Here is a 23,934-nt window from a genome sequence, read left to right on the forward strand (position 1 = left end):
CGGCAGGTTCGGGCCGAGGTTCGCCGGGTAGACCGAACCCCCATTGCCCAGGCCGAGTCACCTCGGCGCGGAGGTGTGCACCGACAGATGCGCGACGCGGTGGTGGGGCCCGGCGGTGCCCGGATGCGGTGGGTGGAGGTGTCCGGCCACGCGCCGGCACGGGTGTACCTGCACGGCCTGGGGGCGATGTCGGCGCCGTACTTCGTCCCGGTGGCCACCCGGCCGGAGTTGGCCGGGCACCGGTCGCTCTTCGTCGACCTGCTCGGCCACGGGCTGAGCGACCGCCCGCGGGCTTTCGGCTACACCCTGGAGGAGCACGCCGCCACCCTCGCCACGGCGCTGGACATGGCCGGGGTCCGCGGGGCCGACGTGGTGGGGCACAGCATGGGCGGCGGGGTGGCGGTCGTGCTCGCCCACCACCGGCCCGACCTTGTCGGCCGGCTCGTGCTGGTGGAGGCCAACCTGGAGCCGAGCCCGGCACCGGTGGTCGGGGGCAGTGGCATCAACGCCTACCCCGAGGACGAGTTCCTTGCCGGCGGTCTCACCGAGACCCTCGACCGGGTCGGACCGCTCTGGGCGTCCACCATGCGACTCGCCGACCCGGTCGGCCTGTACCGCAGCGCCGTGCACCTGGTTGCGGCGACCCGACCCACCATGCGGCGGATGCTGGAGCGCCTGTCGATCCCCCGGACGTTCATCCAGGGCAAGCAGGGCGCTGCGGTACGCGACCCGGATGGGCTCACCGCCGCCGGCGTGCGGGTCGTGACGGTTCCGGCGGCCGGCCACAACGTCATGCTCGACAACCCGGAGGGGTTCGCCCGTGCGGCCGCCACCGGTCTGCTCTGACGGGTGAAGCCGCTGGTCGGGCGGCTCACCCGCATCCGGCGCACGGAACCGATCCGTGCCGGTAGTGTGGCATTACTCCGTTTAGCAATGTAAGGGGCATTCGCCCTATCTCCGATACCAGGGTGAGGCGAGCGAGATGTCGAATCGGACGGCGCAGCCGGCACGGGACCACGGGCCGGCGGTGCTCGTTCCGGCCATGTCCGGCGGCTATCCGGGGCCGCTGCGGCGGCCGCTGCCCGGCGCATCGCTGATCAAGTTCCTGGCCACCACCGACCACAAGCAGATCGGACTGCTCTACCTGCTCACGTCGTTCGGGTTCTTCGTCGCCGCCGGGGTGGAGGCGCTGCTGATCCGGGCCGAGTTGGCCCGGCCCGGGATGCAGCTCCTCTCCGCCGAGCAGTACAACCAGCTGTTCACCTCGCACGGCGCCGTGATGCTGCTGCTGTTCGCCACCCCGGCGGCGTTCGGATTCGCCAACTACATCGTGCCGCTCCAGATCGGCGCACCCGACGTCTCGTTCCCCCGGCTCAACGCCCTGGCGTATTGGCTGTACCTCTTCGGCGGGCTGATGGTCATGGGCGGGTTCATGACCCCGAGTGGCTCGGCCGACTTCGGCTGGACCGCCTACACCCCGCTGAGCAGCGTCGAGCACTCCCCGGGGGTGGGCGCGAACATGTGGGTCGTCGGGCTGACCGTCTCCGGCCTGGGCACCATCCTCGGCGCGGTCAACCTGATCACCACGATCCTGACCCTGCGCGCCCCCGGCATGACCATGTTCCGGATGCCGATCTTCACCTGGAACATGCTGATCACCAGCCTTCTGGTGGTGCTGGTCTTTCCCCTGCTCGCCGCCGCCCTGCTGGCACTGATGGCCGACCGGCTGTTCAACGCCCACGTCTACGACGCGGCCACCGGCGGGCCGATGCTCTGGCAGCACCTGTTCTGGTTCTTCGGCCATCCCGAGGTCTACATCATCGCGCTGCCGTTCTTCGGCATCGTCACCGAGATCATCCCGGTCTTCTCCCGCAAGCCGCTCTTCGGCTACAAGGGCATGGTCGCCGCCACGATCTTCATCGCCGGCTATTCCATGATCGTCTGGGCGCACCACATGTTCACCACCGGCCAGGTGTTGCTGCCGTTCTTCGCCGCCACCACGTTCCTCATCGCCGTACCGACCGGGGTCAAGTACTTCAACTGGCTCGGCACCCTGTGGAAGGGACAACTGACCTTCGAGACCCCGATGCTGTTCGCGATCGGTTTCCTCGTCACCTTCCTGCTCGGTGGACTGACCGGCGTGCTGCTGGCCAGCCCACCCGCGGACTTCCACGTCCACGACAGCTACTTCGTCGTCGCCCACTTCCACTACGTGGTGTTCGGCACCGTGGTCTTCGCCCTCTTCGCCGGAATCTACTTCTGGTTTCCCAAGATGACCGGCCGACTCATGGACGAACGCCTCGGCAAGATCCACTTCTGGACGATGTTCACCGGCTTCCACGGCACGTTCCTGGTCCACCACTGGCTCGGGGCCGAGGGCATGCCCCGCCGCTACGCCGACTACCAGCCCCAGGACGGCTTCACCGGAATGCACATGTTCTCCACCGTCTGGTCGTTCGTGCTCGGCATCTCCACGCTGTTCTTCATCTGGAACGCCTGGAAGTCCTGGCGCTACGGCCCTCGGGTGACCGTGCAGGACCCGTGGGGCTTCGGCAACTCCCTGGAGTGGGCCACCAGTTGCCCACCCCCGTTACGCAACTTCGACACGATGCTGCGCATTCGCTCCGAACGACCCGCCTTCGACGCCAAGTACGGTCCGCACGTCGCCGACCTCGGCCGCGACCTGCCGCAACGCGACGTCGAACCCCGGCAGACCCTGCGTGAGGAACTCCACGCCGAGAAACGGGTTCCCGAACCGCCCCACCGGCAGGGAGCGTACGGCCCTCGGGAGGTGACCGAGTACCAGCCGGCCCCGGAGTCCGGAGCGCGACCGGTGGAGGTACCCGACCCCGAACACATCCGACGGCCCAGCTTCGACCAGACCGACGAACCCGAGCGCGACCCCTGGGGCGGAGAGCGTAGCCCCACAGACCCCGGTGACCGGTGGCAACGGCCCGAGGGCGGCACCGGAGCCGACGAGCGGTAGCCACCAGGCCCCGGGGCGGAACTGGCCACCGTGGCCGTGCCTGCCCGAGGCGGCTCGGGCGGGCGGCAGTGCGCTGAGCGCGGTACGCGCAGGATCCGCCGAGACGCTCTGCGTCCCGGCGGATCCTGTCATCTCCTGTCGGAACCCGTCATCTCAGATAGGCGGCGAGGCCGAGCCGCTGGTTGCGCACCGCGCCGGCCACGACACCGGCGATCTGCCGGGCGCCGGCCGCCTCGAAGTGGGTGTGGTCGTTGCAGAAGAACGCGCCCACCGGGCCCTGCGTGTAGTCGCCGTTGTTCGGGCACAGACCGAGCCGGTTGTAGAGCGTGTAGCTCAGCCGGTGCAGGTCGATGACCGGCACGTTGCCGTTCGCGACGGCGGCGTCGAACGTTTCGGTCAGGAAGCCCCGGTTGCCGACCGCCGTGTTCCCGTTGCACCTGATCGCGGCGACGGGCGTGAGGAAGACCGGGTGGGCGCCACGCTCGCGAGCCGCCCGGGCCATCACCCCCAGCAGTTCCTTGTACCGGGCCGATCCCACGTGCCGGGGGCAGGTGCTCGTCCCGTCGTTGATGCCGAACTGGATGAACAGGTAGTCGCCCGCCTTCATCCCGGTCGACCGGTCGAGCATGGCCCGCCAACGGCTCGAGTAGGTGGCCGGGCTGACGATGCACTCACCGGCGGAGTTCTTGTTGCTGGTGACGTTCGGGTCGTACAACCAGGTCTGGATGCTGCGGCCACCAACCGCGCTGTTGACCACCGTGACGCCGTTGGTGAAGTACGGGGCGAACTGGCCACCCCAGCCGGCCGGGCAGGCAGCGCCACCGGACGGGTTGGCCATCGTGGAGTCGCCGGCCAACCACACGGTGACTCGGCCCGGCGACGCGGATGGGCTGCTCGGCGACGCGGGTGGGGTCGACGGCCCGGCGCAGGGCGACACGGTGGGCGTGGCGGTACCCCCGCACACCGTGCCGTTGAGGGTGAACGTCGGCGGCACCGGATTCGCCGTGGTCCAGGAGCCGTTGAACCCGAAGTTCACCGTCGCGTTGGTCCCGATGGCGCCATTGTGGCTGGCGTTCCTGGCCGTCACCGCCGCGCCATTCTGGGTCACCGTGGCGTTCCATGCCTGGGTGACGCCCTGGCCGGTGACGAAGTTCCAGGTGAGCGTCCAGCCGTTGATCGCGTCGCCGTGGTTGGTGACGGTGACGTCCGCGCCGAAGCCGCCCGACCACTGACTGGTCACCCGGTAGTCCACCCGGCATCCGGCCGCGGCCGCGACCGCGAGCTGACCGGTCACGACGTAACCGCCGGCCAGGGTCGCCAGCACGACTGCCATCAGTGTCGCGAGCTGACGTGTCGACACACGCATGACTGCTCCCCTCACCCGGTCACCAGGTGCCACTGCTGGTTCGTGCCGCCGTTGTCGCCGCGTTGCACCAGCGCGGTCCCCTCGGCGGTGGATCCGCCCGGCACCTCGAGCAGCTTCCCGCTGTTACGGTTGACGAGCCTGACGTGACCGTCGACGGGGACGGTCTGCCAGTGCTGGTTGGTGCCGCCGTTGTCGCGGTACTGGATGACGGCCGCGCCGTCGCTGGTGGAGCGGGCGTTCACGTCGAGCACCTTGCCGCTGGCCACGTTGACGAGCTTGCTGAACCCGCCACCGGCGTCCACGAGCTGCCACCGCTGGGCGGCCGCGCCGAGGTCGGTGGCCTGGACCGCCGCCGCGCCGTCGGCGGTGGAGTTGCCGCTGACCGCCAACACCTTGCCGCTGTTGCGGTTGACCACCTTGTACTGGCGGGTCGGCGTGGTCGTGCCGAGGCGGGCCGCGACGATCGGGGCGAGCCGGTCGGCGATCATCTGGTGACCGCGGTCGTTGGGGTGCACGGCGTCGCCCAGACCCTCGGCGGTCAGCCAGCCGTCGGTGTTGACGAAGTAGACGTTGCGGTCACCGGAGTTGTTGACCGCCTGCACGGCGGCCTGGGTTTCCGCCACGTACCGGCCCCGGAAGGTCTTCAGCGCGAGGATCGCGGCGTGGGGGTACTTCGCGCGGATGTTGCGGATGAACGCCGTGTACGACGCCTGGAAGGTGGGGCCCGACACGCTGTGCCCCACATCGTTCGTACCGAGGTTGATGACCACCGCGTCGGCCCGGTAGCGGGAGAAGTCCCACGGCGTGGAACTACCCGCGTCGATGTTGAAGTACCGTCGCTCCATCCCCCAGCAACCGTCCGGCGCGGCGACCAGGCAGGCTCCGCCGATGGCGATCTGGGTGTGCTCCACGCCGAGCCGTTCCCCGACCAACCAGGCGTAGTCCGTGATGGCCAGCTTGGAACTGCCCGTGCCCGCGGTGATCGAGTCCCCGACGAACTCGACCAGCTTCGGCGCCACCGGCAGCGGATACGTGCGGGCGCCGGAGTCCAGGACCAACCCGGTGAACACGGCGTCGCCGTTGTACGAGCCGGCCCGCTGCCGGTAGGAGACCACCAGCGTGTGGTTGCCGGCGCGCAGCGGGGTCGGGGTCAGGTTCACCGTCCCGCTGACGTTGCGGTAGTTCACGAACGGCCCGCCGTCGATACTTGCCCAGAACTCCACCGCGTTGCGTTGCTTGAGCCGCACCGTCGTTCCGGTGAAGCCGGTGCGCAGGTAGGCCCCGGCCCAGTTCGACGCGAACGCGGCGGTCGAGCTGCGGTCCCAGCGGCCGATGAAGGAGATGTTCGGGTCCGAGGTGGACCCGTCTCCGGGCGCGGCGTGGGCGGGAGCCGCCACCGCGACGGTCGCGGCGGCCGCGACCGCCATCGCGACGACGGTACTGGCGATGGTGCGGAACAGGCGTTTGGATGGCCCCATGTGATCGTCCTCCCGATGCCCTCCGGATACCAGCCGGAAAGCGCTTGCCGTACGATAGAGAGCGATGTGAATCGATGTCGATCGGGCGGTCGCCAGGCGGTCGGTTCGCTGCGCCGGGCGGCATCGGCACGCTGGACCGACCTACGAGTAAGGTCACGCGACCAGGTTGACCAGACGGCACCGCTCGGCGCCGGTGCCGTCGGTGTCAACTCGCGCCTCGGCGCGCAGGACGTACGCGGTGACGCTCTGTGCGGGCAGGTCCAGCGAGGCGGTGCCGACCGCAACAGCACACCGACCGGCGAGGGGCGACGCGTCGACACCGTGGCCCTCAGACTGCCAGACCCTCGACGAAGGCCCCACGACACCGGCACCACAATGCCGGAGTCCATCGATCGACACTTCGGGTAGCCGTGACGACACTTACTGCCACATAGCCCGGAGCTGAGAACGCTAACACCCCGCAAAAGCGAAGACAATCCTTAGAACGTGATGTTTCGTCCACCGCCACAACCGTCCTGGCTGATCTTTCCGAAGGTCGGACCGGACGGCCATTGTCATCGTCCAGCGAACCGTCACGAAGGACACCGCCGATGCGAATCGTTTCCGCCCTCGCCTTACTCACCGTGGCCATCGCCGGCACGGTGCTCGCCGCGCCGGAGCCCGTCACGGCCGCCGCGTCGTTGCCCACCGCCCCCCAGTCGCTGGAGTCGGTCAACTATCCGGGCCGGTACGTACGACACCTCAGCAACGCCGGCCAGCTCGCGGCGGTGACCGCCAGCAGCGACGCCCAGACCAAACGGGACGCCACCTTCACGGTCGTAAACGGGCTGGCCTCGCCGACGTGCTACTCGTTCCAGACCAAGGACGGGCTGTTCCTGCGGCACCGGGACTGGCGGCTGCGAGTCGACCCCAACACCGGGGACCAGACATTCCGCGCCGACGCGACCTTCTGCGCGGTCGCCGGCTCGGTCGCCGGATCGATCTCGCTGGTCTCGTACAACTATCCGGACCGTCGGATCCGGCACCGTGACTTCGCGCTCACGCTCGACGCCTACCAGGACATTCCCCAGTTCCGGGCGGACAGTTCGTTCCGCCTCGCCGCGCCGTGGGCACCGAAAACCACGAAGAATCCGGTCATCCCCGGCCTGTTCGCCGACCCACACCTCACGGTCCTCAACGGCCGCTACTACCTGTACCCGACCACCGACGGCTACGCGAGCTGGAGCGGCACGTACTACAAGGCCTTCTCCTCCACCGACCTGGTGAACTGGACGGACCACGGCGTGATCCTCGACCACGGCCCGGACGTGTCATGGGCGGACAACTCGGCCTGGGCCCCGGCCGTCGCGGCCAAAAACGGCCGCTACTACCTGTACTTCAGCGGCGGGCTCGCCAGCGGCAACACGGCCAAGCAACTCGGCGTGGCCGTCGCCGACTCGCCGACCGGACCGTTCCGCGACGCGCTGGGCCAGCCGCTGATCCGCAGTGGCCAGTATTCCGGCCAGGCGATCGACCCGATGGTCTTCACCGACACCGACGGGCGTTCCTACCTGTACTGGGGGCAGGGGGTCGCCCGGGTGGTACCGCTGAACGACGACATGGTCTCGTTCGACCCGGCGCAGGTGCGCGTCATCACCCCGGCCGGCTACAACGAGGCGCCGTTCGTGTTCGAACGCAACGGCGTCTACTACTTCATGTGGTCGGAGAACGACACCCGCAGCGAGGACTACCGGGTCGCGTACGCCACCGGGCCCTCGCCGCTCGGGCCGTGGACCAAGCGGGGAATCGTGTTGCAGAAGCGCCTCGACGCGGGCATCAAGGGCCCCGGTCACCACTCCGTGGTCCGTGCGCCCGGGAGTGACACCTGGTACGTCGCCTATCACCGGTTCGCCGTGCCCGCCGGCAACGGCACCAACCGGGAAACCGCCATCGATCGCCTGGAGTTCCATTCCGACGGGACCATCCGCCCGATCCTGCCGACTCTCTAGGAGACATTCATGTCCATAGTATTCACCGGCCGTGCCGCCGCGTTCACGGAGGCGTGTCGCGTGGCCGCCGTCCGGATCGTGACCACCTCCCGGACGACGGCCGGACGGGCCATGGCATACCTCGCCACCGCGGCGGTGGTGTCGGCAGGGACGCTGGTCGTCGGACCCAGCACTCCGGCGCACGCGGCAAATCCGATCGTCAACCGTTTCGCCGCGGACCCCTCGATGCTCGTCTCCGACAACCGCGTGTACATCTACGCCACCGACGACGCCATCAACAGCGGCACGTACTGGGATTCCAACGCCTGGCGGGTGTACTCGTCGGCCGACCTGGTCAACTGGACCGACCACGGCGCGCCGTTCTCGCTCAGCGGGTTCAGTTGGGCCCGGCAGTACGCGTGGGCGCCGGAGGCCGTCGAACGCAACGGCTACTACTACCTCTACCTGCCGGTGGACCGGACGAAGATCGGCGTGGCGCGAAGCACCTCCCCCGTCAGCGGCTTCGTCGACGCCCGCGGTGAGGCCATGATCGAAAAGGGACGCGACGCCAACACCGGCGAGGAGCCCATCGACCCGGCGGTGTTCGTCGACGACGACGGTCAGGCCTACATGTACTTCGGCACGCGAACACCGAAGGTGGTCCGGCTGAACCCTGACATGATATCCACGTCGGGCGCCATCCAGAATGTCACGATCACCGGGTCGACCGTTTACGGCGAGGCGCCCCACCTGCACAAGCGCGACGGCATCTACTACCTCTCGTACTCCACCGGCTGGCCGGGGCAGATCCACTACGCCACGGCCACCAGCCCGTTGGGTCCGTTCACCTACCGTGGCGTCATCCTCGACTACACCAACGTCAGCACCAACCACCAGTCGATCGCCGAGTACAACGGCCAGTGGTACATCGCGTACCACCGCAACGGCCTGCCCGGCGGAAGCGACTTCCGCCGCTCCCTGGCAATGGAGTACCTCAGCCACAACCCCGACGGCACCATCCCACGGGTGGCCCAGACCAGCACCGGCGTCGGCAACCCCGTCCCCGGCATCAACCGGTTGCAGTCGTACAACTTCACCGACCGGTACGTGCGGCACGTCAACTTCGACGTCCGCATCGACCCGAACGTGAGCCCGGCAGCCGACGCCCAGTGGCGGATCGCACCCGGGCTGGCCAACTCGGCCAGCGGCTACGTGTCGTTCGAGTCGGTGAACTACCCGGGCTACTACCTGCGGCACGTCAACAACGACTTCGTCCTCGCCGCAGCCGACGGCACCGCGGCCTTCGCCGCGTCCGCCACGTTCCGCCGGGTGCCAGGGTTGGCCGACTCCACGGCGGCATCGTTCCAGTCCTACAGCTCACCCGACCGCTACCTCCGCCACTACAACTACCTGCTCCGGCTCGACCCCATCAGCACCGCCACCGGCCGCGCCGACGCCACCTTCCGCATCACCAGCTAGTAACGCGCGACGCCCGGTGGTGGCCCACGCCACCACCGGGCCGTCTGCACCGGCATCCGGGCGCATCCTCCGCATCGGGTCGGGACTGTGCCATGGTGGTCGTCATGTCAGAGTCGATCGGGGTCTGGCTGTCCGACGTCATGAGCGCCGACGACCTGGCCCGGCACGCCGCGGGCCGGTCGCTCGGCGTCGACGCCTGTCAGGTCGCGCTCGGCCGCGAGCCGGCGGGCCGTCCGTACGTCGTCGGGGCACCGGGGTTGCACCTGACCATCAGCCACTGCCGGGGCCTGGCAGCGGTCGCGGTAGCCAGGCACGGACCGGTGGGCATCGACATCGAGCAGATCCGTCCGTTACCCGCGGCCGAGCTCGCCCGGCGGTGGTTCTCCGGCCCGGAGGCGGACTGGGTCGCCGCGCACCCTGACCACTTCCTGCCGCTGTGGACCCAGAAGGAGGCTGTCGGCAAGGCGCTCGGCATCGGCCTGCGTCAGGGCGGTCTGCACCGGTCGATGCCGCTGCCACCGGCCGCCGCGCTCACCGCCACCGTTGCGGGCCGCCCCACCATGGCGGTGGGCGGGTGGATCCAGGGCCGGGTGGTGATCGGCCTCGCCTGCGACGCGGTGGGGGCGCGGGCCGCGCCCACCGCGGTCATGGTTGTCTCGGAGCATCCCTGGTGAGCACAGTGGCCGCATTCTGCGCCGGCCGGTAGGCACGTGGCCATGGATCGACCGAGTACGTCGACATCGCCGCCTGACTAGCCGAGGGCCAGCGACACCCCGAGGGCCGCCATCACCACGGCGATCGCCCCGTCCACGACCCGCCACGCCGCCGGACGGGCGAGCAGCGGCGCCAGCCGGCGGGCGCCGAGGCCCAGCCCGGCGAACCAGAACAGGCTCGCCGTCGCCGCCCCGGCTCCGAACGCCCACCGGTTCGGGTCATGGTGGGCAACCGTACCGAGCAGCACCACCGTGTCGAGGTAGACGTGCGGGTTGAGGAACGTGAACGCCAGGCAGGTCGACAGCGTCGCACGCAACGTGGCCGGCGGACGGTCGAGCGGGGTGAGGGCGGCGGGCCGCAGCGCCCGGCGGGCCGCCAGTACCGCGTACCCGAGCAGGAACGCGGCACCGCCTGACCGCACCGCGGTCAGCACGGTGGGCGCGTCGGCCAGGAGCGCGCCCAGCCCGGCGATGCCGGCGGCCATCAACGCCGCGTCGGCGGCCGCGCAGACCGCCACGACCGGCAGGACGTGTTCACCGCGCAACCCCTGGCGCAGCACGAAGGCGTTCTGCGCCCCGATGGCGACGATCAACGCGAGGGAGAAGCCGAAGCCGGCGAGCACGGAACCCATGGGATCCACGCTAGGACGGCCGGCTGCTGCACTCCAGCTACAGTTACTTCAGTAGCATTAGAATGGCTTATGACGCTCGACCCGGTGCAGCTCGCGACGTTCCAGGCGGTCATCGAGCAGGGCAGCTTCGACGCCGCAGCGCGGGCCCTGCACGTCACCCCGTCCGCGGTCAGCCAACGCATCAAGGCGTTGGAGCAGGTCGTCGGGCAGGTGCTGGTACGCCGCGCACGCCCGTGCGTACCCACGGACGCCGGACGGCCCCTGGTGCGCCTCGGCGGTCAGGTGGCGCTGCTGGAGGACGAAGCCCTCGAAGCCGCGCGCGGTGCGCTACGCGGCCACGCCCGCACCCGGGTCGCTGTCGTCGTCAACGCGGACTCCCTCGCCGGCTGGTTCCTGCCGGTCCTGACCGCCCTGCCGGACGTGGTCTTCGAGCTGCACACCGACGACGAGGGGCACACGGCCGAACTGCTGCGCGACGGCACCGTGATGGCCGGGGTCACCACCGAACGGGTCGCCGTGCAGGGGTGTCGCGTGCAACGGCTCGGCGCGATGCGCTACCTCGCCGTCGCCGCACCCGCCGGCCACCGGGCCTGGTTCGCCGGACAGGACCTCACCACGGCGTTCGCCGCCGCACCCATGATCCGCTTCAACCGCAAGGACACCCTGCAACACCGCTTCGCCCGCATGGTCACCCGGCACGACGTCGACCCGCCGACGCACTTCGTGCCCGCGTCGGCGAGCTTCACCGAGGCGATCCGCCTCGGGCTCGGCTGGGGTCTCGTACCCGAGTCCGTCGCCCGCACCGACATCGCCGCCGGCCGTCTCGTCGAGCTGACCGGCGGCGACAACCACCTCGACGTGCCGTTGTACTGGCAGTACTGGCGTCTGGAGTCGGCGGTGCTGTCGGCGCTGACAGCGGCGGTCCGGACGGCCGCCGCCGCCGCGCTGCGCTAGCCAGCCGTCATCCCGCTTCGCCGGAGGGGGCGGTGAGGGTCACGCCGAGCCGCGCCGGGACACCGAAGTTGGGGGTACCGTCGGCGTTCCAGGTGAACTTCTGCGCCCGGGTGGAGCGGTTCATGTCGCAGCCACCGCCCGCCGAACTGTTGGCGTGGTAGACGATCCAGTCCTCGGTGCCGTCCGGGGACTTGAAAAAGCCGTTGTGGCCGGGGGCGTACACGCCGTTGGCGTCGTTACGTTGGAAGACCGGGTTCGGGTGCTTGGTCCACGACGCCGCGCTCATCGGATCGCTGCCGGTGAGGGTCAGCAGGCCGAGCTTGTAGTCCGGCCCCCAGCAGGCGCTGGCGGAGTACACGATCATCGTACGGCCGTTGCGGTACAGCGGTTCGGGCCCCTCGTTGACCGGTGCGGTCTGCCGCTCCCACGACAGCGTCGGGGAGCTGATCCTGACCCGGGGACCGGTCACCGTCCACGGGGTGCTCAACCGCTGGATGAAGTTGCTCTGCCCGGCGCCGTCACCACCGTAGGTGCCCAGCAGGTAGAGATTGCCGTTGACCTGGAGGACACTGGCGTCCAACTGCCAGTCGTTGCCCAGATCCGCCTTGAAGGAGTAGGGACCCATCGGGTCGGTACCGGCGCTCTCCAGCACGTGCAGCCGCTGCGTCGGGTTGAAGTCGGACACGTTCCGTCCGGCCACGTAGTACAGATACCACCGTGGGCCGTTCGGGCCGTTGAGCAGGTGGAACTCCGGTGCCCACATGTTGCAGCAGCCGTTGGCCCGGCCGGCGAGGTTGAACACCACCTGGTCGACGGCGCTGGCCAGGCCACCGAGGGTCGGTGACCGGCGCATGGTGATGGTCGAGTTCCAGGTCGTGGTGGCCAGGTGGTAGTAGCCGTTGTGGTACTGCAGCCACGGGTCCGGCCCGTTCTGCTTGATCGGGTTGGTGAAGGTGTTCGGCGACGGGCTTCCGGTCGGACCGCCGCCCGCCACGTTGACCAGTTGCCACTGCTGGTTGGTACCGCCGTTGTCGGTGTACTGCGAGATCCGCGCCCCGTCGGCGGTGGACCGCTCCCACACGTCCAGCGCCTTGCCGCTGTTTCGGTTGACCAGTTTGACGAAACCACCGGTGGTGTCCAGCACCGAGAACTGCTGGTTCGCTCCGTTGAGGTCGCTCCACTGCACCACGTTGGCGCCGTCGGCGATGGAGAAGTTGTAGACGTCCACGGCCTTGCCACTGTGCCGGGCACGGATCCGGTAGTAGCCGCCGCCGGAGCTGACGAACTGGAACTGCTGGCTCGTCTGGTTGGCCCGGGTGGCCTGCACCAGCCCCGCGCCGTCGGCGGTGGACCCCCCGCTGACGCTCATCGCGAGCCCGCTGTGCCGCGACACGATCTGATACCAGGCGTTCGGATCGATGGTCACCGCGTACGCGTCGTTCTGGCCCACCACGGCGGCTGACGCCACGGCGACCGTGCCGACCACGGCGATCGTCACCGCCCGCCACAGCAGCCGGTGCCGGACCGCGTCCATTCTGCTCATCGAGGTTCCTTCCGGGGGACGGGCTTCGGGGCGAAGCATGGATCTGGCACTCGGATGCCGGGCGACGCCTCGACCTGAATGTGGTGGTGGTGCCGGGTCCTGACAGAGCAGATCCCGGCTCAACGCCGGCGGCAGGACCAGGGGCGGTACCCGGTGGCCGGGCGAAAGTCGTCTATGTCAGACGCTGGAAGCAGCATGAAGCGACGCTCGTCGCTACGCAAGAGCGGCGGCCCGACCAGCCGACGGTCCACCCACGTCGCACCGGCCCGGCCGGGCCGGTGGCGTCACGACGACTGCGCCTGCGGCAACCCGGCCAGATGGACCCGGCGTACCAGGGCCGCCCGGTTGGTGACACCGAGTTTGGTGAACACGTGGGACAGGTGCATCTCCACGGTCTTCTGGGTGACGAACAGCCGCGCGGCCACCTGCCGGTTGGTCAGCCCTTCGCTGACCAACGTCGCCACCTGTGTCTCCCGCTTCGTGAGGGCCGAGTGCCCCGGCTGGCGGCGGGACTTCCGGGCGCCGGTCGGGGCGTCGGCCAGCAGCCGCCGCCGCTCGCTGTTCGCCTGACGGGCGAACAGCCGGGCACCGCAGCGCGTGAACAACTCCTCGGCCAGCCGCAACGCACTGCCGGCGCGATCCGGGTCGCCCTCGGCCACCAGGGCCCGCGCGGCGATCACGTGGGCGTGCGCCGCGTCCAACGGCATCCGGGCCCGGGCAAGCGCCTCCGCCGCACCCTGGGCGGCGACGACCGCGGCGGCGGGATCCCGCAGCGCCAGGATCCGGGCGGCCGCGGACGCGGCCAGCGCGCTGCGGCTCGGTTGCCCGAGCCGACCGGCCACCTCGCCGGCGCGCGTCGCCCACCGGGCCGCCTCGGCGGGGTCGTCCCCGGCCAACGCGGCACGGGTGAACAGCTCGTACCAGCCCACCTGCGACCACGGCTCCAGGTCGGGCAGGCCGGCGGCCGAGGCCACGGCCAGGCAGCCGGACGGGTCTCCCAGGGCGAGTCGGGTCTCCGCGTACGCGGCCAGTGCCAGGGTGCCCGGCAGACCGACGACGGGCGGGGCGAGGGTCGGTGGTGCCGACGCCGGGGGACAGCCGGTGCCACCGACTCCGGTCCAGACGTCCAACAGTCCCGCCGTCGTCGTCGCCACCGAGTGCAGCTCGCGACACTGCGTGCGGGACGCCAGCCGCAGTGCCCGCGCGCAGTCGGCGGCCGCCTCCACCAGCCGCCCGCTGCACCGGTACGCCAGGATCCGGGCACAGAGCAGGTGCAGCAGCGGAAAGTAGCGACCGGCCCCGCGGGAGACGTCGATGGCACGGCTGAGGTGGTGCACCGCGGAGTCGAAACGGTCCAGCAGAATCTCGCTCCACCCCACCCAGACGGCACTCTCGGGACCCTCCCTGAGGTCTCCGTCCAGGGTCGCGTCGAGCAACGCGGCGGCCCGATCGGTCTCGCCGCGCGCCGCACGGTTGCCCCTCAGGTGGCTGGCGGCCGCGAGCAGCCCCAGCGCGTGCGCCCGTACCGTCGCCGGCACGGCCCCGGCGTGCCGGACGGCGCCCAGCGCGCCGGCCGCCCAGCGGCGGGCCTGCCCGGCCCGGCCGCTGGTCAGCTCCACCCCGGCCAGGGCCAGCGCGAGGGCCACCCGGTCGCCCGGGCGAGCGCCGTCGGACGGCGTCAGGCCGGCACGCAGCAGCGCCGCCGCCTCATCCCGCCGGCCGAGTTGGCGTTCGAGCCGGGCACACAGCAGGATGGCACCGGCCCGGGCCGGTGACGGGTGGCCGTCCACCATCCGCAGGGCCTCGTGCAGCACGGCCCGTGCCGTCCTCGGATGACCCGCGGCACCCAGCGCCCGGCCGAGCCGCACACGCAGCGCGATCCGGCGCTCGGCGGTCTCCGCGGTCGCCGGGAGCAGCCGGATGGCGGCGCCGAGCCACCGGACCGCCGTGTCGGGGGCCCGGTCGACCACCGTCTCGGCCGCCTCGCTGAGCGCCTCGACGGCGGCGACGTCGCCGGGCACGGCCAGCCGCACCAGGTGCGGCGCCTGGACCGCCGCCGCAGCCCGACGGCCCTGCAACGCCGCCAGCGCGCGGGCGTGTGCCGCCAGTCGCCAGCCGGCGTCGGTGGCCAGGTACGCCGCGTGCTGGACGACCCGGTGGCGAAACGCGAAGCATCCGCCGCCGGGCACCGGACGCAACAGATCGGCGGCGACGAGTTCGTCGATGGCCACCGGCACCTGCTCGGCGGCGATCCCGCCGACCTCGGCGAGCAGGCCGGTGTCGACCGGCTCCGGCCCGAGTACCGCCGCGGCGGAGGCGACCAGACGGGCCGTGGTGGACAGCAGTTCGAGTTCGGCCGCCAACGCGCTTTCCACGTCGGGTGGGAACGCCCCCAGTTCCAGGTGCTCGCTCGTCGGGCCGGCGGGCAGCGCCGAGGCCAGCAGCGCCGACAGGTACCGTGGATTGCCCCCCGACAGGTCGTACAGCACCCCGCGCCGGCCCGCCGAGAGCGGCACCTCCGTCAACGCGTCGAGGTGGCACTCCGCGAGCGGCCCCACCGCGACCCTGGTCACCTGGCCGGCGGTGTCCAACGCCAGGCGCAGCCGGGCTGGCGACTGGCGGCGGCGGTGCGCCACGACGAGCAGCAGCGGGGTACGCGGTGGCGCGTCGAGCAGGTGGCAGAGCAGGTCGATGGTGGCCCGGTCGCCGTTGTGCAGGTCGTCCACCGTGATCAGCAACGGTCGGTCGGCCGCCAACACCTCCAGCAGGAGACGCACGGCGCGCAACTGCCGGGCGGCTGCCGGCACGCCGGCGGGCGCGAGCGAGCGGGCCCCGGACAGGCGCAGCGACGGGAAGATGTTGTTGAGCAGGTCCGCGTGGTCGGGCCGGATCTCGGCCAACCGGGCCTGCGGCGCTCGGGCCAGGTACGGGTCGAGCGCGTCGACGAGCGCCGCCATCGGCACATCCGACCCGGGGGCCGGAGCGCGGCCGTTGAGCACCTGCACCCCGTTGGCCCGCGCCAGACCGGCGACATGGTCCAGCAGGCTGGTCTTGCCGATCCCCGGCTCCCCGGCCACCTCGACGATCCGTCCATCGCCCTCGACCAGGGCGCTCACCGCCGCCGCGAGCGTCGCGCACTCCGCCTCCCGGCCCACCAGCTGCCGGCGCCGCCCGCCGCCGCCCGCCAGCTCCGGACCGACCGGATCAGACAGGTGCTCGACGCCGGCCACCCGGGACAGCTCCACGCCAGGCGTGCGGGGCAGGTCCCGGTCGGCCGGTCTCCGGCGGTACGGGTGCGAGCGGATCGGGGATGGAATCACGTCGTACTCCTTGGCACGGGGACGGGCGGTGCGGCGGGGCGCCGGCCCGGCGGTGGTCGAGTCGGCAACCGTGTCTCACCAGCCCGCGGCGACGACGGCCACCAGATCCCGTTTGTGGGTGACGGAAACGCTCACGTGAGTGATCGAAACCGATCGGGCGGCATGGGCGGCGCTGCCCCGCAACACGACCGTCGGTCGCCCCCCGGAATCACGCAGCAACGCGATGTCCCGGGGGGCGACCCCCTCGAACAGGCCGGTGCCCAGCACCTTGAGCACCGCCTCCTTCGCGGCGAACCGCCCGGCCAGGTACTCCCGACGCCGGCTGTCGCCCAACGTCTCGGCGTGGGCCAGTTCGTCGGCGGCGAAGACGTACCGGACGAACCAGGCCCGCCGCAGTAGCCGGTCCAGCTCGTCCAGCCTTACCAGGTCAATGCCGAGGCGCACCGTCGACCGCCCGTTCCGGCGCAAGCGGGCGGTCCGTCGGCCCCGTGCCGCGCAGCAGGCTCTGGAAGACCGCCAAGGCGTGCAGGTTCGTCGTCCCCTCCATCAGCTCGAACGCCCGCACGTCGCGGTAGACCTTCTCCAGCCAGGGATGCTCCAGCAGGGAGGCGGGGCCCAGCAGCTCGGCCACGAGCCGGGTGGCGTCCTCGGCCACCCGCGCCGCCCGGGCCTTGACCGCGCCGATCGCGGCCACGTCGACCGTACCGGCGTCGATGTCGGCGGCCACCGCGTACGTCCGGTGCCGCACCGCAGCGATGCGGTCCTCGATCCCGTCGAGCCGGTCACCGTCGCGCCCGGGCAGCGACCGGCGGTGCGTACGCAGGTAGTCGCAGGCCGCCTGGGCGCAGCCGATCGCCATCGCCGCGATGCCCGGCCGGAACCGGTAGAGGATGTACGTGGCGCCGTAGAGCCCGCGCCGGCTCGGCGGGCGGTGCGCGCCGAGCAGGTCCTGCGGGGCGACGAAGACGTCCTGGAAGCGCAGCCGGCTGATCCGCGCGCCGCGCAGCCCGACGGTGGGCAGCAGCTCACCGCTGAACCCCGGCGCGGTGGTGTCCAGCAGCACCGCCTCGATCCCCCACGGTCCGGGTGCCCGCCGGCAGAACACCACCCCGAGCTGAGCACGCGCGCCGTTGCCGATGTAGCACTTCACCCCGTTGAGCAGCCAGCCGCCGCCGGGCACCGGGGTCAGCGTGGTCTCCAGTTCCAGTGCCGCCGAGCCCTTGCCCGGCTCGGTCAGGGCGAAGAACGTGTGCGTGGGCGCTGCGGACAACCGACCGAAGTAGCGCTGCCGCTGCGCGTCGTCGGCAAGTGCCTGGACGACTCCGCCGGACAGTGACGGCCCGGGACTGGCGAGCAGCACGTTCGGATCGCCGTAGGAAACCTGTTCGGTGGCGACGACCTGACCGAGGACCGTGCTGCTCGCCTCGACCAGCCGGGCCGGGAACTCCCCGACCGACCGGTACTGCGGCGGAAGCATCCCCTGCACGGGGAACCGCACCTGCGGCTCGTCGAGGAACTCGACGATGGCGTCCGGGTCCCGGTCCAGCCGCCGGCCGATCTCCCGTAGCCGCCCGGCCATCGCCGCGCAGTGGTCAGCCAGTTCCCGGGTCCGCTCGTCGAGCAGGTCCGCCCCGGCGGACGGGGCGGCCTCGCGAAGCTCATTCATCGGCGTTCTCCGTGTCGGGGTGCAGGTAGACGTTGCCGGCGACCTCGGCCAGGTGCAGGTCGCCGGCCGGTCCGTCGGCGAGGAAGCCGCTGGCTCCCAGCAGCCGCAGCAGGTCCCGGCCGATGCCGACCAGACGCAGGTGGCAGCGCCACCGGGCGGCCCGGTCGGCGTGCCGGCGGGTCTGCGGCACGGCCGCGTCCTCGGCCAGCCGCAGCGCGATGTCGGCCAGCTGACCGGCGACGAGCTGCTTGGCCAGCAGGGTGGTGTCACCCGACGTACGCCCCTCGAGGTGCCGCAGCGCGTGCCCGAGCGTGGCGTGCAGCAACTCACGGTGCGCGTCCAGCAGGCCGGCGGCGAAGCGGTCGGCGGCCGGCCCCTCGCCGAAGGCGGACTCCGGCGTGGCGTCGGTGACCGCCAGGCCGAAGCGGGTCAGCGGCCCGGGTGGCACGCCGGGCAGGGCCACCGTGGAGGCCAGGACGTGGCCGGTGGGGGACGCGACCAGCCGGCCGGGCGCGGCCCGCCCGTGCAGCGAGTCCAGGACGAAAGCGTACGGCGTGGCCGCCGCTGGCGGCGGCACGGGCGCTGCCCGGTTCACGATCGGACCTCCCTGTGATCGGGCGTACCGGTGTTGACGAGTACGGCGAGCTGGCTGCGGCCGGTGCGCGGATCGGTGTCGCACAGGACGAGGCTGGCGTAGCGGCGGGCCCATTCCTCGTGGTGGCGGGCCAGGTCGAGCCAGACGCTGGTGCAGTAGCTGCCCGGCTCGCACCGGTGCACCGGCAGATCGACGGCGTCGAGCTGGTCAGCCGCCGGCCACGGACCGGCGACCAGCAACGCCGGCCCGGGCGGTAGGGCCGGACGCCGGCTGGCCAGCAGTTCCCCGAGCGGTACCCCGTCGCCGGTGGCCTCAGTGCCGACGAAGCGAAAGCCGGTGCCGGTGCCGGTGCCGGTGCCGAAGTACAGCAGGACGGCGCTGTCCACCAGGGGCGTGTCGTGCACGAGCGGGTCCCGGTAGGGCAGTGTGGTCTGCTCGCAGACGAACAGGGCGAGGCTGGTTGCCTGCCCCGCCCGGTGGTGAGCCTCGGCGATCCGCAGAGCGGTGAACGGTGCCCGCAGTCCCTGCTCGGAGACGGCGAAGCTACGGCTGTGGCCACCCATCAGGGCGTTGAGCCGGGTGGTGACGGTCTTGAGCGGGTAACGGTCGGGCAGTCCGTAGGCCAGCAGCAGCAGGTCAGGCACGCCGACCGGGCTCGGGCACCGGCCGATCAGTTCCTCGGCCAGTTCCCGGAACCCGATGTTCCGGGACTGCTTCATCAGATCCTCGTCGACCTCGATGCCGTACGGCGCGAGCAGGTCCCGCTGGTAGGCGAGCAGTCCCTCGTCGCGCTCGTACGGGTTGCCGTCGAGACGCACGAGGGCCGCCGCGCCGCGCAGGGTCAGGGGCATGGCCAGGTCCTCCGTGGTGGAGCGGGCGGCGGCACGGCTCAGGACGTCACCTTCGGCGTACGCTCCAGGAAGTCCGTCAGCGTGCCGATGGTGCGGAAGTCGTCCATGTCCAGCTTCTCGGGATCGACCTCGATGCCGATGTTGTCCTCCAGGGCCATGAGCAGCTCGAGGATGGCGGTGGAGTCCAGGTGCATGTCCTCGAAGAGGCGGGTGCTCTCGGGCAGCGGACCGAAGTCACGCATCAACACCTCGGTCAGCGCACCCTGGATGTTCTTGACGATCTCGTTGCGTTCCATCGGTTCTTCCTCTCGGGAACGATCCGGCCGACCGGCGGCCGGGCATGACGCGGTGGGACATCGACTCAGGGGATCGGCGACGCGGCCGGGGCCGGAGTCGCAACCGGTACGGCGGGATCGACGAGGCGCTGTGGTCGGAGCAGGTCGTCGACGGTGTCGGCCCGGCGCACCAGGTGCGCCACGCCGTCGAGGACGAGCACCTCGGCCGGGTGGCCGTGGCTGAGGAAGAGCACCGGAGACGCGCTCGGCCCGTACGCGCCGGAGCGCTCGACGCCGATCAGGTCGCCCGGGCGGACCTCGGGCAGCGCCACCTGCTTGCCGATCACGTCGTTGGGCGTGCAGAGCGGCCCGGTGACCGTGTACTGGCGGACCGGCGGCTCGGCCGGTCGGGTCAGCGACCGGATGGGGAAGTTCCGCTTGACGAAGCTGCCGATGCCGACCGCCGCCATGTGGTGGTTGGTGCCGCCGTCGGCGACGACGAACCATTCGCCGCGCGACGCCTTGACCTGCCGGGCACGGACCACGTAGGTGCCCGCCCAGCCGATGAGGTAGCGACCCAACTCGGTGATGATCCGGGTCTGCGGGTGATCGACGCGGAACCGCGCGACGGCGGCGTTGAACCCCTCGGCCACCGTCTCGACGTCCAGGTCGGACTCCTTGTCGAAGTAGGGCACGCCGAACCCGCCGCCGACGTCGACGAGGTCGAGCGGAAGATCCAGCGCGGCGGCCAACTCCGCCGCGGCGGTGAGCACGCCGCGGGTGTTGTGCACGATGTCCGCGGCGTCGAGAATCCGGGTGCCCATGTAGGCGTGCAGGCCGATGACCCGTACGTGGCGTAGCGCCTTGAGGGTCGGGCCGGCCTCGGCGACCAGTTCCTGGTCGATGCCGAACTGGCGGGGCTTGCCGCCCATCGCCAACCGGGAGCCCTTGGTGACGAACGCCGGGTTGACCCGCAGCACGACCCGAACGCAACGGCTACCGCTGCCGGTGTCGGGCAGTGCGGCCGCCATGGCCTCGACGGTGGCGACCTCGTCGAGCGACTCGCACACGATCGCGCCGATGTCGTGCTCCAGGCAGGCGGCCAGCTCGGCGGCGGACTTGCCCGGCCCGAGGAAGATGATGTCCCGCGCCGGCACCCCGGCGCGGCGGGCGGTGACCAGTTCGGCCAGGGAGGAGACCTCGGCGCCGGCGCCCAGCGAGTGCAGGAGCGCGCAGACGCTGATGTTCGGGTTGGCCTTGAGCGAGTAGTAGATCTCGACCGACGGGTCGAGCAGGTCGCGCAGCCGCCGGTAGGTCGCGCGGATGATCGCACCGTCGTAGAGGTACAGCGGAGTGCCGTACCGGTCGGCCAGTTCGGCGACGGGTACGCCCTGGACGGTGTGGCCGTTGGCCGGCTCAGTCATGGCTCTCCTCGGGCAGCGACAGGGTGGTGACGGCGGCCCGCACGGCCCCGTCGAGGTCGGCCAACCGGTCCCGGTCGGGGGCGATCAGCATGGCGTACAGCCGCCCGTCGAACGGCTCCGGCGGGCCACCGGCGCCGACGGGCGCGAGCGCGTTCGCGTTGACGGTGGCGAAACAGGTGACCAGCACCCGCGTCGCGGGCCAGCCGGCGCGGACGCCGTCCAGGACGCGCCGTACGGCGGCGAACTCCAGGGGGGCCGCGAGTCGCAGCGGGTAGTGCCGGGCCAGCGCGACGGTGCCGGGCGGCTGGCACAGCTCCGTGATCGCCCCCTGGTAGGTGGACATGTTCAGCCGCGCGTTGATCTCCAGCACCGGGTAGAGCGTCTCGTCGGCACCCACGATGGCGTCCACGCCCACCACCCCGTGGTAGCCGTCGGCGTGCAGCCGGGCCGCCACCTGAGCGGCGGCGTGCTCGATCTGCCGGTACTGCTCGGCGCTGAGGTCGGCCGGCATCAGGTGGCCCTGGTGCACGCCCTGCGCGGTCAGCGCCTGCTTGACGAAGTCCAGGGCCGCCCGCCCGTCGCGTCCGATGGTGATCTGGTAGTTCAGGTCACACCGCTTGGGTAGCCACTCCTCGACGACCACCTGCATCCGGTCGTCGCCGGTGCGGGCCGCCCGTCGGTCCACCATGCGCAGCAGTTGCGCCGCCCGGGTCGGGTTGTCGAGCACCAGCAACCCCTTGCCGGAGACACCGTAGGCGTCCTTGACCACCAGCGGTTGCCCGGACTCCAGCCGGCCCTGGTATCGCGCCAGCACGTCGGTCAGTTCCTGCCGGGTCTCGCAGCAGGCGCCGGGCACCGGGCGCAGGCCGGCCGCGTCGGTCAGCCGCCGGCCGTAGACCTTGCTGTTGACCCGTTCGACCACCGGGGCGCCCGGTCCGGCCAGGGGGATGCCGCATCGGCGGGCGAGTTCCTCCTCGTCGCTGGTGGTACCCATCGGCAGCAGGTGGGCGCCGTCCCCGCCGAGTCGGCGAAGCTGGTCGAGCAGGACCGGCGAGTCCAGCGCGTTCTGGGTGGTGGAGCGCCCGGGCTGGCAGTTCTCGGGCACCAGCACGGTGGGCAGGGCCAGGCCCTGCTCGGTCAGATAGTCCTGGTATCCGGGGTCGGGCGGGCGGCTGAGCACCAGCGTGTCGTCCGGGCCGGCGAGCAGTACGCCGAGTTCCTCCATGGCGGCGACCAACGGGCGGGCGGCGTTCGCGGGCGGCGCGGGGAGCCCGACGTGTCCCCGGGCCCACTGCGCCTCGGCCTCGAAGTTGCACACCAGCACCAGCGGCGTGTCGGGTGCCCCGGTCAGCGCCCGCTTGATCTCGCGTAGGTATCGGGTGAACATGATCGGCTCCCTCAGCACTCGACGACCATGGCGGAGTAGGTGGCACCGAGACCGACGGCGGTGACCAGGTAGCGACCCCCGGCAACCAGCGCACCCCGGCGGGCGAGCGTCGCCAGGTTGAGGAACGGGTCGGTGCACGAGCAGTGCGAGAACTCCCCGACGTTGTCCAGGAAGACCCGGTCCCGGGCCAACCCCAGGGTGGCGCAGATGGTGACCCAGGAGGAGATGTTGACGTTGTGCGGGATGACCAACGTCAGGTCGTCCAGCTCCAGCCCGGCGGCGTCCAGCGCCTCCCGGATCACTGCGATCAGGTGGGTGTGGTAGGTGCTGCCGAAGCGGTGCAATGCCTCACCGGTGAGCTGGTACCCGTCGAAGAACTCGCCCACCGTGCGCGCCGCGTACGACAGGACGCGGGTGCCCTCGCCACCGAGGCCCACCAGGCAGGCCGACGACGCCTCGCCGATGATCGAGGTGTTCCAGAGCACCTGGACGGCCCGGGTGAACGGCTGCTCCCCGGTGAGCACGAGCGCCAGGGCCGTCGGGTCGCCGTCGGCGCGCAGCAGCTCGCCGGCGACCTCCACGGCGAGCAGGCCGCTGGCGCAGGCGTGCTGGGTCACCGCGAACGCCTCGGCGCCGGTGAGGCCGAGCCGCTCGCGCAACGCGTCCGCCGCGATCATGGTGGTGGGCGTGAGGTCCTGCGCGGTGTGCGCGAAGATCAGGTAGCGGATCCGGTCGCGTTCGGCAACGGTGGCCAGCAGCGCGTCCGCCGGTGGGCAGACCAGATCGAGGAGCCCGAGGTCGGGGTCGCTGCGCATCCGGTTCAGGCCACGGATCCGCCGGAACAGCCGGGTCTGGTAGCGGTTGAGCCCCAGCCCGGCGGCGATCTCCTCCACGGTGACCGAGCGTTCCGGCGCGAAGGCCGCCACCTGACGCAGGACGACATCGGGCCGGGTCGGTGCCAGCGAGGTCATGGTGCGGCCACCCCTCGGGTCAATTATTGATCGTTAGCCGCCACTACGTTAGGGAGCCGGTCACGGGCGGGCAATGGGGTAATCCCCAGGTTCCCGAGAGCCGGGAATCCCGGACCAGACAAAGGAAATACGCGCTCGCCAATGAACCAGAGCAGGCAATTTACCTGCTTTGCCGACTATTCATTCGCAAACCCTTGGGAATCAACACCGAACGGGACGTACAGGCCGCCTCGGTTACCCCCGGGACGCGGGCCGGCCAACAATGGGGTTTTCCCGACTATCCGCGGCAGGGCCGCAGGGGGGAGGGTGGGGCAGCAGGCACGTAGG

At 71.2% G+C, this 23,934-nt stretch carries 20 protein-coding genes; 6 read left to right on the plus strand and 14 right to left on the minus strand.

What is annotated here, in order from left to right:
• Positions 1–87 precede the first annotated feature (87 nt).
• A complete protein-coding gene (locus tag E1182_RS00305) occupies positions 88–846 on the plus strand; it encodes an alpha/beta fold hydrolase (protein ID WP_132260496.1) in 759 nt (252 codons plus the stop codon).
• Positions 847–982: 136 nt separating this feature from the next.
• Positions 983–2,986 (plus strand): cytochrome c oxidase subunit I, encoded by a 2,004-nt coding sequence (gene ctaD, locus E1182_RS00310; RefSeq protein ID WP_132260498.1) that lies wholly within the window; start codon positions 983–985, stop codon positions 2,984–2,986.
• Between the two features lie 148 nt (positions 2,987–3,134).
• Here ctaD and E1182_RS00315 read toward each other — a convergent pair whose 3' ends face one another.
• From E1182_RS00315 to E1182_RS00325, 3 genes are all read right to left on the minus strand, one after another.
• A complete protein-coding gene (locus tag E1182_RS00315) occupies positions 3,135–4,352 on the minus strand; it encodes a cellulose binding domain-containing protein (RefSeq protein ID WP_132260501.1) in 1,218 nt (405 codons plus the stop codon).
• A gap of 11 nt (positions 4,353–4,363) precedes the next feature.
• On the minus strand, positions 4,364–5,830 hold the full coding sequence (locus tag E1182_RS00320; RefSeq protein WP_132260504.1) for an RICIN domain-containing protein: 1,467 nt from the start codon (positions 5,828–5,830) through the stop codon (positions 4,364–4,366).
• Between the two features lie 153 nt (positions 5,831–5,983).
• A complete protein-coding gene (locus E1182_RS00325) occupies positions 5,984–6,190 on the minus strand; it encodes a hypothetical protein (protein ID WP_132260507.1) in 207 nt (68 codons plus the stop codon).
• Between the two features lie 230 nt (positions 6,191–6,420).
• Between E1182_RS00325 and E1182_RS00330 the strand changes: the two genes are divergently transcribed.
• From E1182_RS00330 to E1182_RS00340, 3 genes are all read left to right on the plus strand, one after another.
• Positions 6,421–7,818, plus strand: a complete 1,398-nt coding sequence (locus E1182_RS00330; RefSeq protein WP_132260509.1) for a family 43 glycosylhydrolase — start codon at positions 6,421–6,423, stop codon at positions 7,816–7,818.
• 9 nt (positions 7,819–7,827) lie between these two features.
• Entirely contained in the window at positions 7,828–9,276 is a 1,449-nt protein-coding gene (locus E1182_RS31520) for a family 43 glycosylhydrolase (RefSeq protein WP_207921194.1), read from the plus strand.
• 104 nt (positions 9,277–9,380) lie between these two features.
• Positions 9,381–9,950, plus strand: coding sequence for a 4'-phosphopantetheinyl transferase superfamily protein (locus tag E1182_RS00340; RefSeq protein ID WP_207921195.1), 570 nt, complete (start codon positions 9,381–9,383; stop codon positions 9,948–9,950).
• 77 nt (positions 9,951–10,027) lie between these two features.
• Here the strand turns inward: E1182_RS00340 and E1182_RS00345 are convergent, their stop codons facing one another.
• Entirely contained in the window at positions 10,028–10,621 is a 594-nt protein-coding gene (locus E1182_RS00345) for a LysE/ArgO family amino acid transporter (protein ID WP_132260515.1), read from the minus strand.
• Between the two features lie 69 nt (positions 10,622–10,690).
• On the opposite strand from E1182_RS00345, the gene E1182_RS00350 reads away from it, so the two are divergent.
• Positions 10,691–11,575 (plus strand): LysR family transcriptional regulator ArgP, encoded by an 885-nt coding sequence (locus tag E1182_RS00350; RefSeq protein ID WP_132260517.1) that lies wholly within the window; start codon positions 10,691–10,693, stop codon positions 11,573–11,575.
• A gap of 7 nt (positions 11,576–11,582) precedes the next feature.
• Here E1182_RS00350 and E1182_RS00355 read toward each other — a convergent pair whose 3' ends face one another.
• The 10 genes from E1182_RS00355 to E1182_RS00400 form a co-directional block, all read right to left on the minus strand.
• Positions 11,583–13,118: a family 43 glycosylhydrolase gene (locus E1182_RS00355; protein ID WP_165942451.1), complete on the minus strand. Its 1,536-nt coding sequence runs from the start codon at positions 13,116–13,118 to the stop codon at positions 11,583–11,585.
• A gap of 284 nt (positions 13,119–13,402) precedes the next feature.
• Positions 13,403–16,438 carry an AAA family ATPase gene (locus E1182_RS00360; RefSeq protein WP_132260520.1) on the minus strand — a complete coding sequence of 1,012 codons (3,036 nt, stop codon included), beginning with the start codon at positions 16,436–16,438 and terminating at the stop codon, positions 13,403–13,405.
• Positions 16,439–16,513: 75 nt separating this feature from the next.
• Complete coding sequence (gene acpS, locus E1182_RS00365; protein WP_132260522.1) at positions 16,514–16,882, minus strand: holo-ACP synthase; 369 nt, start codon at positions 16,880–16,882, stop codon at positions 16,514–16,516.
• On the minus strand, positions 16,866–18,104 hold the full coding sequence (locus E1182_RS00370) for an acyl-CoA dehydrogenase family protein (RefSeq protein ID WP_207921196.1): 1,239 nt from the start codon (positions 18,102–18,104) through the stop codon (positions 16,866–16,868). Before E1182_RS00370 ends, acpS begins: the two co-directional genes overlap by 17 nt.
• Positions 18,097–18,699, minus strand: coding sequence for a hypothetical protein (locus tag E1182_RS00375; RefSeq protein WP_132260524.1), 603 nt, complete (start codon positions 18,697–18,699; stop codon positions 18,097–18,099). Before E1182_RS00375 ends, E1182_RS00370 begins: the two co-directional genes overlap by 8 nt.
• Positions 18,696–19,550 (minus strand): hypothetical protein, encoded by an 855-nt coding sequence (locus E1182_RS00380; RefSeq protein ID WP_132260526.1) that lies wholly within the window; start codon positions 19,548–19,550, stop codon positions 18,696–18,698. The genes E1182_RS00375 and E1182_RS00380 overlap by 4 nt, the downstream gene beginning before the upstream one ends.
• A gap of 38 nt (positions 19,551–19,588) precedes the next feature.
• A complete protein-coding gene (locus tag E1182_RS00385; protein ID WP_132260529.1) occupies positions 19,589–19,846 on the minus strand; it encodes an acyl carrier protein in 258 nt (85 codons plus the stop codon).
• A gap of 65 nt (positions 19,847–19,911) precedes the next feature.
• The gene (locus E1182_RS00390) at positions 19,912–21,249 is read right to left on the minus strand and encodes an alanine racemase (RefSeq protein ID WP_132260531.1); all 1,338 of its coding nucleotides are present in this window, start codon (positions 21,247–21,249) and stop codon (positions 19,912–19,914) included.
• Positions 21,242–22,636: an ATP-grasp domain-containing protein gene (locus tag E1182_RS00395; protein ID WP_132260534.1), complete on the minus strand. Its 1,395-nt coding sequence runs from the start codon at positions 22,634–22,636 to the stop codon at positions 21,242–21,244. Before E1182_RS00395 ends, E1182_RS00390 begins: the two co-directional genes overlap by 8 nt.
• An 11-nt stretch (positions 22,637–22,647) precedes the next feature.
• Positions 22,648–23,607 (minus strand): 3-oxoacyl-[acyl-carrier-protein] synthase III C-terminal domain-containing protein, encoded by a 960-nt coding sequence (locus E1182_RS00400; RefSeq protein ID WP_132260536.1) that lies wholly within the window; start codon positions 23,605–23,607, stop codon positions 22,648–22,650.
• Positions 23,608–23,934: the final 327 nt, after the last annotated feature.

Origin of the sequence: Micromonospora sp. KC721, from assembly GCF_004348355.1 — a bacterium.
GTDB lineage: Bacteria > Actinomycetota > Actinomycetes > Mycobacteriales > Micromonosporaceae > Micromonospora.

Coding starts and splice junctions, on each gene's coding strand:
- E1182_RS00305 (WP_132260496.1), top strand. CDS start 88: ATGCGCGACGCGGTGGTGGGGCCCGGCGGTGCCCGGATGCGGTGGGTG.
- ctaD (WP_132260498.1), top strand. CDS start 983: ATGTCGAATCGGACGGCGCAGCCGGCACGGGACCACGGGCCGGCGGTG.
- E1182_RS00315 (WP_132260501.1), bottom strand. CDS start 4,352: ATGCGTGTGTCGACACGTCAGCTCGCGACACTGATGGCAGTCGTGCTG.
- E1182_RS00320 (WP_132260504.1), bottom strand. CDS start 5,830: ATGGGGCCATCCAAACGCCTGTTCCGCACCATCGCCAGTACCGTCGTC.
- E1182_RS00330 (WP_132260509.1), top strand. CDS start 6,421: ATGCGAATCGTTTCCGCCCTCGCCTTACTCACCGTGGCCATCGCCGGC.
- E1182_RS31520 (WP_207921194.1), top strand. CDS start 7,828: ATGTCCATAGTATTCACCGGCCGTGCCGCCGCGTTCACGGAGGCGTGT.
- E1182_RS00340 (WP_207921195.1), top strand. CDS start 9,381: ATGTCAGAGTCGATCGGGGTCTGGCTGTCCGACGTCATGAGCGCCGAC.
- E1182_RS00345 (WP_132260515.1), bottom strand. CDS start 10,621: ATGGGTTCCGTGCTCGCCGGCTTCGGCTTCTCCCTCGCGTTGATCGTC.
- E1182_RS00350 (WP_132260517.1), top strand. CDS start 10,691: ATGACGCTCGACCCGGTGCAGCTCGCGACGTTCCAGGCGGTCATCGAG.
- E1182_RS00355 (WP_165942451.1), bottom strand. CDS start 13,118: ATGAGCAGAATGGACGCGGTCCGGCACCGGCTGCTGTGGCGGGCGGTG.
- E1182_RS00370 (WP_207921196.1), bottom strand. CDS start 18,104: ATGAATGAGCTTCGCGAGGCCGCCCCGTCCGCCGGGGCGGACCTGCTC.
- E1182_RS00380 (WP_132260526.1), bottom strand. CDS start 19,550: ATGCCCCTGACCCTGCGCGGCGCGGCGGCCCTCGTGCGTCTCGACGGC.
- E1182_RS00385 (WP_132260529.1), bottom strand. CDS start 19,846: ATGGAACGCAACGAGATCGTCAAGAACATCCAGGGTGCGCTGACCGAG.
- E1182_RS00390 (WP_132260531.1), bottom strand. CDS start 21,249: ATGACTGAGCCGGCCAACGGCCACACCGTCCAGGGCGTACCCGTCGCC.
- E1182_RS00395 (WP_132260534.1), bottom strand. CDS start 22,636: ATGTTCACCCGATACCTACGCGAGATCAAGCGGGCGCTGACCGGGGCA.
- E1182_RS00400 (WP_132260536.1), bottom strand. CDS start 23,607: ATGACCTCGCTGGCACCGACCCGGCCCGATGTCGTCCTGCGTCAGGTG.